The 15,526-nt window shown below is 70.2% G+C and carries 14 protein-coding genes and 1 pseudogene; 7 read left to right on the forward strand and 8 right to left on the reverse strand.

Annotated elements, in window-relative coordinates:
* The first annotated feature begins 72 nt into the window (after nucleotides 1-72).
* The 6 genes from ACBI99_RS01585 (at nucleotide 73) to ACBI99_RS01610 (ending at nucleotide 5,823) form a co-directional block, all read left to right on the forward strand.
* On the forward strand, nucleotides 73-1,431 hold the full coding sequence (locus tag ACBI99_RS01585) for an alpha/beta fold hydrolase (RefSeq protein WP_375071514.1): 1,359 nt from the start codon (nucleotides 73-75) through the stop codon (nucleotides 1,429-1,431).
* Nucleotides 1,432-1,438: 7 nt separating this feature from the next.
* Nucleotides 1,439-2,626 carry a sensor histidine kinase gene (locus tag ACBI99_RS01590; protein ID WP_375071515.1) on the forward strand — a complete coding sequence of 396 codons (1,188 nt, stop codon included), beginning with the start codon at nucleotides 1,439-1,441 and terminating at the stop codon, nucleotides 2,624-2,626.
* Entirely contained in the window at nucleotides 2,623-3,279 is a 657-nt protein-coding gene (locus ACBI99_RS01595) for a response regulator transcription factor (RefSeq protein WP_357591867.1), read from the forward strand. The genes ACBI99_RS01590 and ACBI99_RS01595 overlap by 4 nt, the downstream gene beginning before the upstream one ends.
* 94 nt (nucleotides 3,280-3,373) lie before the next feature.
* Nucleotides 3,374-4,060, forward strand: coding sequence for a tetratricopeptide repeat protein (locus ACBI99_RS01600; protein WP_219502975.1), 687 nt, complete (start codon nucleotides 3,374-3,376; stop codon nucleotides 4,058-4,060).
* A 59-nt stretch (nucleotides 4,061-4,119) separates the two neighbouring features.
* The gene (locus ACBI99_RS01605; protein ID WP_375071516.1) at nucleotides 4,120-4,746 is read left to right on the forward strand and encodes a hypothetical protein; all 627 of its coding nucleotides are present in this window, start codon (nucleotides 4,120-4,122) and stop codon (nucleotides 4,744-4,746) included.
* 9 nt (nucleotides 4,747-4,755) lie between these two features.
* Nucleotides 4,756-5,823 carry a hypothetical protein gene (locus tag ACBI99_RS01610; RefSeq protein ID WP_375071517.1) on the forward strand — a complete coding sequence of 356 codons (1,068 nt, stop codon included), beginning with the start codon at nucleotides 4,756-4,758 and terminating at the stop codon, nucleotides 5,821-5,823.
* 175 nt (nucleotides 5,824-5,998) lie between these two features.
* Here the strand turns inward: ACBI99_RS01610 and ACBI99_RS01615 are convergent, their stop codons facing one another.
* The 4 genes from ACBI99_RS01615 to ACBI99_RS01630 form a co-directional block, all read right to left on the reverse strand.
* On the reverse strand, nucleotides 5,999-7,081 hold the full coding sequence (locus ACBI99_RS01615; protein ID WP_375071518.1) for a CU044_5270 family protein: 1,083 nt from the start codon (nucleotides 7,079-7,081) through the stop codon (nucleotides 5,999-6,001).
* Nucleotides 7,081-7,668 carry an RNA polymerase sigma factor gene (locus ACBI99_RS01620; protein WP_219502989.1) on the reverse strand — a complete coding sequence of 196 codons (588 nt, stop codon included), beginning with the start codon at nucleotides 7,666-7,668 and terminating at the stop codon, nucleotides 7,081-7,083. The genes ACBI99_RS01615 and ACBI99_RS01620 overlap by 1 nt, the downstream gene beginning before the upstream one ends.
* Nucleotides 7,669-7,893: 225 nt before the next feature.
* On the reverse strand, nucleotides 7,894-9,540 hold the full coding sequence (locus tag ACBI99_RS01625) for an FAD-dependent monooxygenase (RefSeq protein ID WP_375071519.1): 1,647 nt from the start codon (nucleotides 9,538-9,540) through the stop codon (nucleotides 7,894-7,896).
* 81 nt (nucleotides 9,541-9,621) lie between these two features.
* The gene (locus tag ACBI99_RS01630; RefSeq protein ID WP_357591860.1) at nucleotides 9,622-10,218 is read right to left on the reverse strand and encodes a TetR/AcrR family transcriptional regulator; all 597 of its coding nucleotides are present in this window, start codon (nucleotides 10,216-10,218) and stop codon (nucleotides 9,622-9,624) included.
* Nucleotides 10,219-10,320: 102 nt separating this feature from the next.
* Here ACBI99_RS01630 and ACBI99_RS01635 point away from each other — a divergent pair, with 102 nt between their 5' ends.
* Nucleotides 10,321-10,689, forward strand: coding sequence for a DoxX family protein (locus ACBI99_RS01635; RefSeq protein WP_375071520.1), 369 nt, complete (start codon nucleotides 10,321-10,323; stop codon nucleotides 10,687-10,689).
* Nucleotides 10,690-10,813: 124 nt separating this feature from the next.
* On the opposite strand, the gene ACBI99_RS01640 is transcribed toward ACBI99_RS01635, so the two are convergent.
* The 4 genes and pseudogenes from ACBI99_RS01640 to ACBI99_RS01655 all read right to left on the reverse strand — a co-directional run bounded on the left by ACBI99_RS01640 (nucleotide 10,814) and on the right by ACBI99_RS01655 (nucleotide 15,487).
* Nucleotides 10,814-11,374: a cysteine hydrolase family protein gene (locus tag ACBI99_RS01640; RefSeq protein ID WP_219502998.1), complete on the reverse strand. Its 561-nt coding sequence runs from the start codon at nucleotides 11,372-11,374 to the stop codon at nucleotides 10,814-10,816.
* A gap of 240 nt (nucleotides 11,375-11,614) precedes the next feature.
* Nucleotides 11,615-11,761 carry a hypothetical protein gene (locus ACBI99_RS01645; RefSeq protein WP_246644407.1) on the reverse strand — a complete coding sequence of 49 codons (147 nt, stop codon included), beginning with the start codon at nucleotides 11,759-11,761 and terminating at the stop codon, nucleotides 11,615-11,617.
* 9 nt (nucleotides 11,762-11,770) lie between these two features.
* Nucleotides 11,771-11,959 (reverse strand): annotated as a pseudogene (locus ACBI99_RS01650) (integrase core domain-containing protein); the annotation flags it as partial.
* A gap of 72 nt (nucleotides 11,960-12,031) precedes the next feature.
* A complete protein-coding gene (locus ACBI99_RS01655) occupies nucleotides 12,032-15,487 on the reverse strand; it encodes a LamG-like jellyroll fold domain-containing protein (protein ID WP_219503003.1) in 3,456 nt (1,151 codons plus the stop codon).
* Between the last annotated feature and the right edge of the window lie 39 nt (nucleotides 15,488-15,526).

Below are 15,526 nucleotides of genomic sequence, written 5' to 3' on the forward strand. Positions count from 1 at the left end.
CTCGCTCTCGGGACGACGATGGCGGTCATACCCCAAGCGGCCCAGGCCCTGAATACCGGGACCCTGACGTGGGTGAAGTGCGGGGATGGCATGGACTGCGCCAAACTGCCGGTGCCGATCGACTGGAAACAGCCTGACGGCCCGAAAACTCAGGTCGACCTTGCCAAGCTGCCTGCGCGCGACCCCGCGCGCAAGCTCGGCTCGCTGGTGGTCAACACCGGTGGTGGCGCGACCATCCAGCCCGTACGCGGGATGCCCGCCGTGGTGTCGGAGCTGACCACCTGGTTCGACGTGGTCCTCATCGACCCCCGGGGAATGGGCGACAAGGGCAGCGCCTCGATGGTGACGTGCGATACACCGCAGGCCGGCAGCGCCGGGCTGATCCTGCGGCCCGGCGAGAAGGGCTGGCACGCGCAGGCCAAGGCCAACGCGGCCTACGACGCCTCCTGCCGCAAGGCCATGGGCGCCGCCTACGCGGGCATGACCTCCTGGCAGGTGGCCCACGATCTCGAGGCCCTGCGGGTCGCGCTCGGCGAGCCGAAACTGCGCTACTTGGGCAACTCCTACGGCACCTCCTACGGGCAGGCCTATGTGGAGCTGTTCCCGGCCAAGGTCGGCAGGATGGTGCTGGACAGCGTCGCCGACCACACCCAGCCGTTGCTGGAACGCTGGCTGATGGACAACGCGGTCACCGAGGAGAAGCAGCTGGGTCGCTTCCGTGACTGGTGCGAGGATGGATGCGCGCTGGGCGGCGATGACGCGATCAAGGTGTTCGACGGCCTGCTGGCCCGTGTCCGGAAAGCTCCCCTGCCCGCAGGCAAGGCCACGATGAACGAGCAGGAGTTCCTCGTCGCCGTACGCGAAGGACTGGCCCCGCCGCGCTGGCCCGCCCTGGCGGCGGCGCTGCGCAGGGCCGCCGACGGCGACGCCACGGAGCTGTCGAAGATCTGGCCCCTGCCTCCCGAGGTTCCCGCGAATCCCCACAACACGATGCTGTGCCACGACTACATGCCCGACCTGCCCAGCTACGGGGCCTTCCGCGCCCTGGAGTCGCGGCTGCGCAAGGCCGCGCCGCGGATCGGCTGGATCCAGGGCCGCTACCAGATCGGCCGGTGTCTCGGCATGGGCAAGAAGCCGGCCAACCCGCCGCACCCGCTGCGGGCCCAGGGTGTGCCACCGGTACTGGTCGCCATCGGTGACACCGACGACAACACTCCCAACCTCGCCGCAGAGCACTTCGCCTCCCAGCTCCCGGGGGCGCGTGTGGTCAGGCACGGCGACGGGCACGCCGCCTACCTCATGCAGAGCGCCGGAGGGCTGGGCAGGACCTGCCTGCGCACGTACGTCCATGACTACCTGACGGCGGGTAGCCTGCCCCCACCCGGAGCGCGGTGCCCCGGCGACCTGGTGGCGAAGTTCCCGCGGGGGTGAGCCGGGCATGATCAAGGCTTGGAAGGCGGTGCCCGTGCTCGTCGGCGACGGCGGGCTGGCGGTCGCCCTGGCGCTGGTGACCTTGGGAGTTCCGCTGCTGGGGTCCGGCACGACGAACCCGAACGGGTTCACGCCGGTCTGGGCGGTGCTGGCCTGCGCGGTGTGCGCGCCATTGACCGTGCGCCGCCGTCTGCCACTGACCGCGGCGCTCGCCTCGGGCACCGCCGTCCTGCTCGCGATCATTCTCGGCCACCCTTCCGTCGCGACCTGGGTGACGGTCGTGGCGTTCGCCTCGGCGGCCTACCACCGCGACCGGGCACGGTGGTTGACCGCGGTCCTCGCGGCCTGCTGGCTGGTCACAGCCGGTCTGTTGACAGGCGATGCCCCGTCGGACCCGTCAAGTCTGTCCCGGCTGGCAATGTCGGTGTTCGCCGGCCTCGCCCCGGTCCTGCTCGGCCACGTGCTGCGGCTGAACCAGAGCAGGACCCAGCAACTCGTCCTGGTCGAGCGGGCCCAGGAGCGCACCCGGATCGCCCGGGACGTGCACGACGTGGTGGGCCACCATCTCAGCGCGATCCGGCTGCAGGCAGTGGGGGCGCGGAGGGGCACACCCGCCGACGCCGATCAGGCGCTGAAGACGATCGCGGAGATTTCCGCCACCGCGCTCGGCGACACTCGGCGGCTGCTCGGCCTGCTCCGCGACGACGACGGCGACACCGACCTCGGCTCGCTGGCCGCTCGCCTGTCACAGCAGGGGCTCCGGGTGCGGCTGCGCGGCGACTCCCTGCTGGAGGGGGTTGCCCTGCGGGTACGGCATGCGGCCTACCGGATCGTTCAGGAGTCGCTGACCAACGTGATGCGGCACTCCGGGAGCGCGCAGGCCACGGTGCGGATCGAACGCAGCGGCCACGACCTGACGATCGTCGTGCAGGATGACGGGCAGGCGACACCCAGCAGTCCGGCCAGGCCCGACGGGGATGGGCTACGCGGGATGCGGGAGCGAGCGGAACTGCTCGGAGGCACGCTCACCGCGGGGCCGCGTACCTCTCGCGGGTGGCAGGTCACCGCCCGCCTGCCCGTGGATGATTCCGCCGGCCGGACGCCCACCGCGACAGGAGCGAGTCCTGCCCCGACCGCGATCCGCCCCAAGCCGCGATCCGCAGCCGGCCGTGACACACAGGAGGCCACTTCGTGAGCATCCGCCTGATAGTCGCCGACGACCAGGCGCCCACCCGGGAGGGTCTGCGTCTGCTCCTGTCGTCCGAACCGGACCTGGAGGTCGTGGCGCTGGCGGCCGACGGGTTCGAGCTGGTCGAGATGGCCCGGCGGCACCGGCCGGACGTTGTGCTCACCGACATCCGCATGCCGCGCATGGACGGACTTGCCGCGATCCGCGGCCTGCTGGCTCTCGACCCTGCGCCGGCCGTGGTGGCACTGACCACATTCGACCTCGACGACTATCTGTTCGGCGCGTTGCAGGCCGGGGCGGTCGGGTTTCTGCTGAAGGAGAGCGACCCCGGCCTGATCCTGGACGCGGTGCGAGTCGCCCACAACGGGCAGGGGCTGGTGGACCCTCGGGTGACCCCCCGTCTGCTGAACCGCTTCATGGCGACCTCACCACGTCCGTCCACCGAACCGGCCACCCTGACGCCACGCGAGACCGACGTGTTGCGCCATCTCGCCGCAGGCTGCAGCAACGCCGAGATCGCCCAGGCACTGGTGATCTCGCCCGGTACGGTCAAGGTTCACATCGAGCGGATCCTGGCCAAGCTGGGGGTGCGGACTCGTGTGCAGGCGGCCATCTACGCCCACCGGCATGGCCTCGTCACCTGGGCCGACCTTCCCTGAGCGCGCGACATCGCTGGGGCGCTCTGCCATGAATCCCTATGATTGTGACATCGAAGCTCGGGCGTCACCGAGGATGGGGACGAGGTAACGCGGGATGCACGCAGAGGGCCGTATCGAGCGGGCCAGGCTGGCCTATGAGCGGGCTGTCTACGCTGGTGATCAGGGCGTGTTGTCTGAGGCAGAGCGGGAGTTGGACAAGGTCGAGGCTGATCTCGCGCTGGCTCGAGGTCGGATCTTGCATGCGCGGTTTCTCGAGGAACGTCACGAGGATTCCCACGAACTGGCCTTGATGGAGCGTGCGGCACACCTCTATCGGAGGCTCGGCGATGTGGCCGGAGAAGCTGAGGCGCTGTTCTGGATGGGGTGCGTCCACCAGGTCATTCGTGGCGATGCCGATTCCGCGATCCCTCTGTTCGAACAGTCTCTTGAGCTGGCGCTGAAAGCCGACGACCTGGGAATTCAATCCGAGGTGCTTCGTCACCTGGGCATCGCCGATCATTCTGCGGGCCGGTTGGACAGTGCACGGGAGAAGCTGGAGGAGTCGGTACGGCTGCGCCGGCGGATTGAGCTTTGGGCAGGAGTCGCGGCCAATCAGGTCGGCCTGATTTACATCGCTGCGGCGCAGGGGCGCAGGGACGACGCGCTGGCACTGGCAGAGGAGGCGTACGCGATCGCGGAGTCCTGCGGTGCCGAGCGCATCGTGCGCCAGATCGTTGAGGCGAGAGCGCAGCTTCAGACCCCCGGTAACCGATCGGAACGAGACCAGGCGGAGGACAGGTAGGGGTTTTCACCCTCGCCTTGATCGGGTCCTGAGGCACCAAATCTGGTAGAAAGCCGCCCATGACCACCGTCCCGCGGCCCAGCTTCATCGCCCTGCTGAGCGCCTTGGCCGTCGGCGCGGTATTCGGTGCCGCCACCTCGCTGGCCAACGCCGCGGCCACGCTGACCCTGGATCTGGAAAGCGCCGAGGCCACCACCCGAGGGTGGTCGCTCATGGAGATCGTCAGCCTCATGCTGGACGCCGGCTGGGCGTGGGCGGGGCTGGGGGTGCTGGCGGGATGGCGGGCCACTCGTGGGGGCGCCCCAACGGGCCGCCGCCTGGCGCGAGGCGCCGTCGCCGGTGTGGTGGCCCTGCTCGCCGCCACCGCTGCCTACTACATCGCCGACACGATCGTCCACGACGTCTCATCCGGCTCCTACGCCTACGACACGGTCTACTGGTGGGTGGCGAGCGCCTTGTTCGGTCCGGTGCTCGGCGCCATCGGAGCCTGCGCCGGACACCCGGGAGTGATCGGCATGCTCGCCCGGCTGACCGTGCCGGTCGGCGCGGCCGTACAGATGGCCGTGCTGCCACCGGGCAGGAATGATGTGCTCACCAACATCGGGCAGTGGGTCGTGTGGACGGCGGCCGCTGTGGCTGCCGGCCTGGTGGTTGCCCACTTCCTGCGCGTACGGCGACGGGCCTAGGCTGTCCCGGTGCTCAACTTGGTGGAGTGGACCAGGCTGGAGCCGTGGCGAGTCGCTCGTGCCCGCACCGACCGCGGCGAGTCCGTGATCGTCAAGTGGGCGGGTCCCCATGTCGACGGCAGGCACACCGACGCCTGGCGGCTGCGCACAGAGGTGGCCGCGCTGCGGTTTCTGGCAGACGATCTCAGCGTTGACCTGGCGCCACGCGTCCTGGCGGAGGATCTTCGCGCCGAGCGTGTCATCCTTCAGGATCTGGCGCCGCGCGTCGCGCTGGACGGACTCCTGCGGCGAGATGGCGTCGTCGCACATGCCCCGCGCCTGGAGGCATTCGCCCGGGCCCGTGGCGAGCTGGGCGCGGTCACCGCCGGACACGCCGAGCTGTACTACCGCAGGCGACACCTCCTGGGGCCGGTCGATCCCGAGGCCGACCGGCTCGGGCACGTCACCCGGCTGCGCAGGGAGAGTTCCTCTCAGGCCGAGGCGCTGGGCGTGCCTCTCACCGGGGCCGTGGAGCGCGAACTGGCTCGCGCGCTGGACGTGCTGGCCGATCCGGGGCCGTTCCTGGCACTCAGCAACGGCGATCCGGAGACCAACAACGTCCTGGTCCGTACGGACGGGCCGGCCGACGCGCGCTTGATCGACTTCGAGTTCACCGGGTTCACCCATGCCCTGCACGATGCCGTCTGCCTGTATGTCCCCGGTCCTGCCTGGATGTGGGTCGGCGGCTCCGCGACGCTGCCGCAGGTGGGGGACGTCTACCGGCGTGCTCTGGCGGTCGGGGTGCCGCAGGCCGAGGACGATCGGCTCTATGGGACGGCCTTGGCGGCGGCGTGCGTGGCGTTCGCGCTTGCCCGCCTGTCGCGCCGTCACCGGCTGGACGGGCGTCCGGCCGGTGACGACAGCCGGGCCCAGCTCGTCACCTCCTTGGAGGCCGCTGCTTCCGCTGCCCGGGAGCATCGTGCTCTGCCGTACCTGGCGGGCCTGTGCCTGCACCTGGCGGAGGCCCTGCGCCGCCGCTGGCCCGACGCGGACGTGGACACCGCCGCTCTGGCGCCCTACACGCCACGCCGCCGCTGACGGGGACGATCAGGAACCGCTCCGCTCGAATCGGGCGACGCCTGCCGAGCAGGACGCGTCAGCAGGCGTTCCCACTCCTGCCAGCCCCTGCGCCGGTGAGGCGGAAGGCAGGCGCCAGCACGGCGGGGTCGCCGGGCAGGTCGAACCCGGCGGTCTGGAGTCGCTGGAGGGGTGGTCAGCAGAACATCGGCTTGGCCGCGTCCTTGGGAACCTCCGGTACGGAGTCGACGACCTTCACCGACATCACCGCCATACTGCCGCCCGGGATCTCCTCGACCTGTCCGCCCTCCTTCCGGCCGATCCAGCTCCGGGATCCGAGGAACCGGTACGTGCCCGGCTCGAAGATGAGCTCCCCACGCTCCCAGCCGCTGGGATGCTCGAACTTGAGCGAGACGCCCACCCCGCGTCGCCCAGCGGTGTCGGTCAGCTCCGGGACGATGGTCACGGTCGGCATCTTCGACAGCGCGCCGAAGATCGTGGCCCTGGTCCGGGAGGAGATGAGCGGGTTCTGCGCCAGCTTGAGCAACCGGCTCGCGACGACCTTGTCGACCCGCATGTCGATCTCGCCCTGGCCCAGCTCTGTCTCACCTCGTCTGGCCTGGTCGGACCGTACGAACGCCGTCGCGTCCTGGCGGATCTTCGCCAGAAGCCGATCGGGATCGGCGGGCAGATCGGCGACCTGCGGGGGCGCGCCCAGGGAGCCCCTGCGGCACTGCCCGGCGCGCTCGTACTCCACGGTCCCGGGCGCTTGCACCTGCGTCGGGCCTGGTCCGCTGATGACCTGTATCTGCCCGTACGTCGAGCGCGTCAGCGCGGGCTTGGCGGGGTCCTCGGCGGGCATCCACATCTCTCGGCGCACGTGCCGGGTGTAGTCGCCCTCGGAACCGCTGGCGAAGGTGACGGCCTCCTGGTCGACGTAGAAATACTGCCCCGGCCCGGGCCGTACGTCCTCCTTCGCCGCGACCGTGGCCGCGTTCCGGAGCAACTCGGCGGCACTGGCCGGAGCGGCCACGAACGGAGCGGAGTCTTCACCGCCACGCACCATGACGAGTCCCGCGGTCACCGCCGCCGCGAGGCCGGCAGCCAGTCCGGCCCTCATCACCAGCCTGCGGCCCGGGAAGCGGCGAGCAGGCCGCGCGGTGCCGGCCCGTTCGGCCTCCATCTCTTCGGCCACCAGCACCCATGCGCGCGCGGTCACCTCGGGCGCGGGTTCGGGCAGGCTGTCGTGGTGAGCCTTGATCGCTTCGAGTTCGTTCATCACAGTGCCTCCCCGGCGGGACCGATGCTCTTGCGGAGCTTCTTGCGGGCGCGGTTGAGGCGTGAGCCCACCGTTCCCTGCGGTATGCCGAGAGCCTCGGCCACCTCGTCGTAGCTGAGCTGGGCGCAGGCGACCAGCACCAGGACATCCCGGTCCCCGGCCGAGAGCCGGGCGAGGCCCGCGGCCAGCCGCGGTTGCATGGTCGCCGCAGAGACCCGCTGCACCACTCGCTCGTCGTGACTGGCGATCTGCGCGGCATCGGCGCTTCTGGCCAGCGCCCGGTATCTGCGCGCTTCACCACGGTGGTGGTCGGCGATCAGGTTGGAGGCGATGCCGTACAGCCAGGGGCGCGCGCTGGAGCAGGTGAGGTCGAAGCGGTCCCGGCCGCGAAAGGCGCGCAGGAAGGTCTCCGCGGTGAGGTCGTCCGCGGCGGACTCGCCCAAGCGCAGGTGAACGTAGCGGTGGATGGCCGCGAAATAGCGATCGAAGACCGCGCCGAAGCGATCCGGGTCACGCCACGACGCCTCTATCAGCTGCGCGTCGGTGTCCTCGCTGGGAGGCGCCGAATCTTGGGGTGGAGCTGGCATGCATGCTTGCCTTTCAGGCGGTTACCTCGGAACACCCCTGGTTCGGCGAACTCCCGATTCCTCTTCACGGTCCATCGCGTGACCCGAGGACGGCTGCATGCCTGACCCTGCCATACAGGCTCGCCGGGCATGGTGGCCGAGCGCTCCCGGCCAGTTCAGCGCCGCCACCGGCGCCGGCCGCGCGTCTTTGACCATGAACCTGCGGTCAGGCTGTCGGGTCCGGTGTCATGGTGCCGTCTCTTCCTTGACGGGTGCGGCGCCCAGGGCGTGGAAGTAGTCGTTGACGGGCGCGAGGTCGATGCTGTCGCCGCGGTAGCCGACGTATTTGTCCGGGCGAATCACGTACAGGCTGGGGCGGCGGACGCCGTAGCGGTTGTGCGCTTCGCTGCGCAGGTCGGCGAAGACGCCGCCGGAGAGTCCGGGTGGCAGGTGGCCGCGGGTGATGAGATGGACCTCGCCGTGCCCGGCCATCGCCTCGTGCGCCGTGGCCTGCCAGCGGGCCAGGGTGGCGGAATCGGTGGTGTCGGCGGCGAACAGCAGAAGGTGGTGGCCGGGGGTGCGGAGGAGGTGCCGCAGGGAGACCGGGCCCTGGCGGTTCTCGAGGTAGCTGTCGCGCATCAGCTCGCCGGCTTCCGGTCCGGTGGAGGCGATGTCACTCCACGCCTTGGCCGGGGACTCCTTCCAGCGTTGGAAGACGAGGTGGCTGTCGCGGTAGTGGACGAGGTGTTCGCCGAAGGCGTTCGACAGCCGCTGCTGCACGGGGTTGAGCTTGCCGAGCAGGCGCAGCGCGTGCCGTCTGGCTCTGCGGGCGACCAGGGTGGTGCCGGTGGCGATCTTCGTGGTGGTCGAGGTGGCCTCGACCACGGCCTTGACCACGGGCCAGCGTTCGGTCTGGTAGCTGTCCAGGAGGGATTCGTCGGCGCGGCCGGTGACGACGAGCGCGAGTTTCCAGCCCAGGTTGTACGCGTCCTGCATGCCGGTGTTCATGCCCTGGCCGCCCACCGGGCTGTGGCTGTGCGCGGCGTCTCCGGCCAGCAGGATCCGGCCGTCGCGGAGCCGGTCGGCCAGGCTTTCGCGGGCCACGAACGACGAACTCCACTGCAGGTCGCGGACGCCAGGGTCGAGGGGGGTGCGTTCGGCGACCCAGGTGGCGAAGTCGTCCAGCCCGGGGGTGCGCGGTGGCCGGTCGTCCGGCGTGCTGGCCAGGATGCGCCAGTAGCCCCCGACCATCGGGAAGACGGCCACCAGGCCGGATCGGTCGAAGTAGACGTGGAAACGATCCCGCGTCAGCGGCCAGTCCACGGCGACGTCGCCCAGGATGAAGCCCCGCTTCAGATCGGTCCTCACCCGGCCGATGCCCGCCGTCTCGCGAACGGTGCTGTGGGCGCCGTCGGCACCGATCAGCCAGCCTGTTCGGCACCGCTCGCGGCGACCGTCCTCGTGCTCGAGTTCGACGCTGACGCCGTGCTCGTCCGTCTTCTGACCGAGCAGGCGGGTGCCCCATTCGACGGTGACCCCGAGGTGCTCGGCGTGCTCGCGCAGCAGCGCGACCGTCTGCCACTGCGGGATGCACAGGTCCAGCGGGAACGAGGAGTCCACGGCTGTCACGTCCATCTCGGCCAGCGTCGTCGTCCCCTGGTAGAAGTTCAGCGTGTGCAGCGGGACGCCTCGGTCGAGGGCGGCCTGGGCCAGCCCGATGTCGTCCAGCATCTCCAGCGATCGGGCCACGATGGAGACCGCCCGGCTCTCTCGATGGTCGGCGCTCTCGGCGTTGACGACGCGCGGGATGACGCCTCTGCGTGCCAGTTCTATGGCCAGCACCAGTCCGGTCGGGCCCGCACCGGCGATGAGGATGTCGGCGTTCACGGTCACAGATCCATCCTTAGAACGAATGATCGTTCTTTTTAGAACAGCACGATGCCGACTCCAACGTCAAGAGCGAATGTTCGTTCTCTACTGGCCGGCCTGCGTCGACGCCGACATCAGGGCCTTCAGGCCGCTCCTGAACGCCGCCGGGTCCGCGTGCCCGTACACCGCACGCGCCACCAGGAACCCGTCCACGAGCGCCATCAGGACATCGGCCACCTGCTCCGCCGGCACGTCCGCGGACAGCAGCCCGCGCCGCTGGTGACGGGCCACGAGGCCGCCGACCACGTGGCGCGCCTCCTGCACGACCTCCTGCAGCTTCGCGCGCAGCGACGGCGAGCGCAGCGCCTCCGCCCACACCTGGACCAGGAACTGCGCGGACTCGCGTGAGCCGGACAGCGGCGGACGGCCGACGCCCAGCACGAGGTCGACGATGTCGTCCAGATCCGGCGGCGCCGCGTCGTCCGCCTCGAACGCCGAAGCGACCTCGGCCAGAGCCTCGGAGGCGGTCGCGGCGATGATGTCGTCCTTGCTCTTGAAGTAGCGGTAGACGGCTCCGGCCGACAGTTCCGCCTCGGCCAGCACGTCCTGCATGGAAGTGGCATGGAAGCCGTTGCGAAGGAAGCAGCGGCGGGCGGCGTCCAGGATCTGGCGGCGGCGGGCTTCGAGATGTTCTTTGGGCATGCGGGCCATGAGACCGAACGTAGAACGAACATTCGTCCTTGACAACTTCGCCGTGTACGTCATAGTGAAAGAACGTTCGTTCTCTATGGAAAGGATCATGCCATGCTGTTGGCCGCCACCATCCTGAGCGCTCTGGTCGCTCTCGTCTTCCTGCTCGCCGGCGCCCAGAAGCTGCTGCTACGCCCTCAAGTGACCGCCAACCTTTTGCGACTCGGCGTCGGCTCGACGATGACCCGAACCATCGGCGTCCTGGAGACAGCCGGGGCCCTGGGGCTTGTGGCCGGGCTCCTGTGGAGACCGATCGCCGTAGCGGCAGCAGCCGGTCTCACGCTGCTGCTGATCGGCGCGATCGGCTATCACGTGCGCGCCCGCGACTTCGCCCATCGGCGCCACCGCTCCCACGCCGCGGCTCCCGTACTCCTGGCAGTGGTCGCCGCGACAACCACGATGACGCTGCTGCTGACGCCGTAACGATGACCAGGCCGCTTCGATATCGCGCCTACGCAGGTGGCCCCGGTTGTCGCGGGAGGAGTATGCCTTGGCCCCCAGCACCCGCGCAGGCTGCCTACGTTCAGTCACCCCCTGGGGGGAATGATCACAGGCGAGCGGTCCACTCGTGGGCGGTGAGGACGTCAGCACCCCTGGCCGGGAAGACGCGGTTGACCAGGAAGTCGTGCACGTCCGGCTCCCCGTCGGCGCAGGCGTCGCTGAGCACGGTCACGTGGTAGTCGCGGTCGGAGGCGTCGTAGAGCGTGGCGGCGATCATCGCCCCGGTCGCGACGCCGGTCAGCACGATCGAGTCGACGCGCTGGGCGCGCAGGAGGCGATCGAGGTCGGTCGCCGCGAACGCGCTGGCCCTGCGCTTGAGGACGACGGCCTCGCCCGGCAACGGCTCGATGCGCGAATGCACGAGCGTCTCGGGAGACTCCTCATGGAACAGCGTCCCCGCCCCATGCAGGCCCCTGATCAACTGGTTCCCCGCTGCCACGTCAAGCCCTGAGCCCCGGAGCCCGAAACGAATGAAGATCACCGGGATTCCGGCGGCCCTGGCCGCGGGAAGAACCTCTTCCACGACGGGGATCACCTTGGCGGCGAAGGGATAATTGTCCACGATGCCCGCCTGCAGATCGCCGACGATGAGCGCGGTGGTGGTCATGAGGATTCCTTGTCTGTACGGCGCGCCACCGGCCCTTCCCCACGGTCGTGCCGTTGGCGCTGCGGTCGTCCATCCGAAGTGGCCGGTTCAGCCTACGGGGGCCGTCTTTCACGCCGACCTGACGTCCGATGCCGTCGATCACGGCGGCAATCAGACCACGCGCATCAGCCCGGGAAGCTCGCCTGCAGATCCTCCGGCGCGAGGCCACGTAGCAGCGGGTCCCCTCCTGCCGGATGCGCGTCAGGCCGGCACCCGCAGCTCTCCCCAGCCGCGTTCGCGTCCGGCGGCCGGCACCCGCACCAGCCCGACGCGGATCGGGTCGCTGAGTGCGGCCATCACCTCCGTCAAGGCGATCTCGGCCTGTTCGGGATGATGCGCCTGCCTCATCCCGCCATGTTAGCTTCTTCGATCTTTTGGAACATCGAACATGGAGCGCTGCGCGCGGGGCTGGTGCGGCCGGTGGCCGTTGTAGTGATCGACGTACTCGGCCGGCACCGAGCGCAGGCGCCGTTGGCCGTAGATCTGCATGCGGTCAGTGCACTCGGCCCGTACGGTGCACACCCGCCGCTCGGCACAGCAGTTGGCCCGCGGTGCGCGGCGGGGTCTTCAGCACCGTCACGCCCCCGGCATGAGACCCGGGCGGCTGGTGGACGAGGATCAGAAGGGAGAACCGGTAGGGATTTCCGTGTATCCCGCGAGGATCTGGACCTGCTCCTGGGTCAGGATGCCGGAGAAGGCCCACACGTCGTCGATCGCACCGGGCCAGTGCTCCCCCCACACCCCCGCGGTCTTCGACCGACCCAGTTGGAGAGGTCCTGTGGCGTCGAAGCCGATCGTGTGCCAGCGGACCGAGACCTGTTCCTCGGTCTCCTCCAGCCAGCCGTTGACATACAGGCGCAGTACGTCGGCGAAGGAGTCGTAGACGAGGGCCACATGATCCCAGGCCAGCTGGCTCTGATAGGAGGGGTGATCCGCTCGCTGCGCCACCGCTCCCGCGCTGTCGGAACCCGGCATCTCCACCTGCCAGCCTCCTGTCCCGCCTGCGGCCGAGGGGTCGTAGCGAACGGTGAACCCGCTGTTGACGACGCCCTCCTGGGAGAAGATCGCGGATTTGGCGGTGGGCCTGCTCGAGGCCGTCACCCAGCCCGCGACGGTGAAACTGCGGGCGGTGGACACCACGGGCCCGGCGGTGGCCGCGTGGTCGCCGGCGCCGTCCAGGACGAGAGCGCCCGCCGGGGAACCCAGCCAGCCGGCCGTCTGATCCACCCGGGCGTCCCCCGCCAGGGCGAGGTGGTGGCGCTGGTCCGAATCGTCCTGTCCGTCGACGTTGAGCGTCCAGCGCCCGGAAAGCACGGGGTGGCGGGCGAACAGGTCGGCGGCCTCCTCCTCGCTGACCAGGCGATCGAAGACCTGCACGTCGTCGAGCTCACCGGGGAAGTGGTCCACTTCGGCGCCGTTGTGCTTGGCCCGCCCGATGGCCATCGGGCCGGTGGCGCTCCAGGTCACCGTGAACGCCTTCTCCTGCTGCAGGACCCCGTTGACGTACAGGCGGGCGGTCTTGGCGACGGAGTCGTACACGCCCAGCAGGTGGGTCCACTCGCCGACCTCCGGCGGCGCGGTGGACAGCACCCGCACCCCGCCCTGCACGGCGTCGGCGTTGCTCAGGCTGAACGACCAGCGGTTGTCGTCGTGGACGTACTGGAGGTAGAAGCCACTGACCACGTTGCCGTCCTGGTTGACGACGGTGGCGAAGCCGTTGGTGTGCGCGAGCCTGACCCAGGCCCCCACCGAGTAGGTTTTCGCGGTGTCGATGACCGGTCCCGACGTCTGCGCATAGCCGGTCGTGCCGTCGCCGCGCATCGCGGTGCCGACCTGGCCGTCCACGCCCATCGTCGTACCGCCGGAGAGGCCGGTGCTGATCGCAGGGGTGCCTTCGCGGACGGTGGCCGACAGCGAGGTCGCGCCCGCGGGTTCGTCCAGCGGCCAGTGCGCGCGAGGTTCGGCGCCCGCGCTGACGCGGAACATGTAGGTGGTGGGCGCGCTGGCGTTACCCGCCGCATCGAGGGCCTTGACGTAAAGGAAGTTCACTCCGGCCCTGGTCGGCGCCACCTGTACGGTCACGGGACCGCCAGGAGTGGCCGGGCGGTACTCGCCCGCCGACGTGGGCGTGGTGTTGACCCCGACCCAGTAGCGGTTCACGTCGCTCTGCGTGGTGCTGACGGTGAAGGAACCGTAGCGGCCCACGCCGTCGTGCCACGGGTCATCGGGGTTCTCGGGGTCGGACGGCGGATAGTCGGCCGAGGTCAGGGAGGGTGCGGGCGGGGCGGTCGCGTCGTAGGTGAAGTAACAGCCCGTCGCGTCGCCCGCCGAGCTCCAGGGGCTCCACTGGTGGCCGTCCCAGGTGCGGACGATCCAGCTCATCCGCCTGTTCTGCGGGATGGTCGCGGGCGCGGTCACCTGGAACGTCGACCCGCTCGTCTTGGCGGCTGAGAGCGGTGAATTCCAGAAGCCGGTGTCGTTGTTCCAGATGATGCGGAACTCGGCCTGGAGCTTGGCCGCTGATCCGGAGTCGGGGTCGGTCAGGATGGCGTACAGGGTCGGCGGCCGGTTGACCGTGGGCGATCCCGGGAAGACGCACGGCCCGCCGGGGCTCATGGTCAGGTTCTTCATCAGCGGCTGCGGCGGCGGGGTGTTGTACTCGATGCGCAGGTTGGCGTCCGCGGTGAACCTCTTCCACCAGTCCATCGTCGCCTCGGAGTAGGCGCGCAGCCCGAAGGTGATCGCGGCGTCCCTGGCGCTCACCGCGGCCCGAACGACGTTGCGCAGGGAGGTTCCGCCGAATTCGACGGGCGTCTTGGAGCAGTGCGCCACGTCACGTGAGGCCAGCCGGCTGACCCAGTTGTCGTCGGTGCTGTTCCAGGTCGAGGAGGAGCCGAAGCCGCTGGCGTGCCACAGCTGGACCGAGGTGGGGTTGGAACAGTTGTAGGCGTGGGTCTCGTACGCGATGAACTCCGCGGAGAGCACGAGCTTGCCGGCGATCGAGCCGATCGGCATGCGGTAGAACAGCCGCTTCTTCTGGTCTCTCACGCAGGCGCCGTCGAACTGCACGTCGCACAGGCCCACGCCCTGGGTGCCCGTCCAGTTGTAGTACGTCGTGGTGGGGTAGCCGCTGGAGACCATCAGCCTGGCCGCCTCCCCCACCGTCTTCCACACCGGGTCGATGTAGACGGGGAAGCGGGTGGCGGGGTCGGCGAGCAGCCTGCGGTCGGGCATGAGGGCGAGTTCGTCCCCGCCCAGGTCGATGCCCACGCGGGCGACGCGCGACCCCTCGGCGGGTCCGGCCGCCTGTGCCTGACCCGCCGACAGTGACGCCGCGCCCGGCGGCGGGCCGGAGTCCCACATCAGCGGGGCCGGCGCCTCGAACACCGCGCCACCGGTCACCGCGTCGACGGCGCGCAGCGCGCCCGCCGCGTCGCCCGCCAGCCGCAGGCCGCGCGTCTCGGTCCGCAGCCGCAGGCGGGAGAGCGCCGGGTTGCGCGCCGCCTGAGGCGTCTTGACCACGAGCAGGTGCGCGAAACCGTCCACGTCGGCGCGCACGCTCAGGTCCACGCCCGGCAGCACCTCAGGGTAGGTCGCGGTGTCCCCCGTCACCACGGGCTCGGGCAGCGGTCCCGGCCAAGACAGCCCGAACGTACGGCCCGCCCTGCCCATGGACGCGAACGGTTCGGCGCCGCCGTCGGACAGGCGCAGGTCCACCGTCGCCGCGACCGGGCCGAGACCGCCGCCGGGCAGCCGGGTCAGCGCCGGGTTCACCGGGGTCCAGACGCCGTTCTTCCGGGTGCGGACCGGGCGCTGGTGCTGGATGAGCTCGAAGGTGCCCGACGGCAGGGCGCGGACCTCGCGCGACTCTCCGCGCAGGGCCGTCACCTCCACCGGCTGCCCGGACGCCCGTGCCTCCCGCGTCGCCTGCGCCTCCGTGACGGCCGCAGGCGGCTCCCCCGCGCCGTGAGCCGCGACCTGCGGCGTCAGGCCGGGCGCGAGGGAGAGCGTGACGACGGCGGCGCACGCGACTACCACCGCCTGCCGGGCTCTCCCACCCCGTAACGTTCGCATGCGTCGGTCTCCGATCTCCAGGGTCGCGGGCAGGTCGCG

This window comes from Nonomuraea sp. ATR24 (assembly GCF_041950485.1).
GTDB classification, from domain to species: Bacteria; Actinomycetota; Actinomycetes; order Streptosporangiales; family Streptosporangiaceae; genus Nonomuraea; species Nonomuraea ceibae.

Bases quoted from the DNA above. Each gene is read 5' to 3' on its own strand.
- ACBI99_RS01655 (WP_219503003.1), bottom strand. From the start codon at position 15,487: ATGCGAACGTTACGGGGTGGGAGAGCCCGGCAGGCGGTGGTAGTCGCG.
- ACBI99_RS01645 (WP_246644407.1), bottom strand. From the start codon at position 11,761: ATGAGGCAGGCGCATCATCCCGAACAGGCCGAGATCGCCTTGACGGAG.
- ACBI99_RS01605 (WP_375071516.1), top strand. From the start codon at position 4,120: ATGACCACCGTCCCGCGGCCCAGCTTCATCGCCCTGCTGAGCGCCTTG.
- ACBI99_RS01635 (WP_375071520.1), top strand. From the start codon at position 10,321: ATGCTGTTGGCCGCCACCATCCTGAGCGCTCTGGTCGCTCTCGTCTTC.
- ACBI99_RS01630 (WP_357591860.1), bottom strand. From the start codon at position 10,218: ATGCCCAAAGAACATCTCGAAGCCCGCCGCCGCCAGATCCTGGACGCC.
- ACBI99_RS01615 (WP_375071518.1), bottom strand. From the start codon at position 7,081: ATGAACGAACTCGAAGCGATCAAGGCTCACCACGACAGCCTGCCCGAA.
- ACBI99_RS01620 (WP_219502989.1), bottom strand. From the start codon at position 7,668: ATGCCAGCTCCACCCCAAGATTCGGCGCCTCCCAGCGAGGACACCGAC.
- ACBI99_RS01640 (WP_219502998.1), bottom strand. From the start codon at position 11,374: ATGACCACCACCGCGCTCATCGTCGGCGATCTGCAGGCGGGCATCGTG.
- ACBI99_RS01600 (WP_219502975.1), top strand. From the start codon at position 3,374: ATGCACGCAGAGGGCCGTATCGAGCGGGCCAGGCTGGCCTATGAGCGG.
- ACBI99_RS01590 (WP_375071515.1), top strand. From the start codon at position 1,439: ATGATCAAGGCTTGGAAGGCGGTGCCCGTGCTCGTCGGCGACGGCGGG.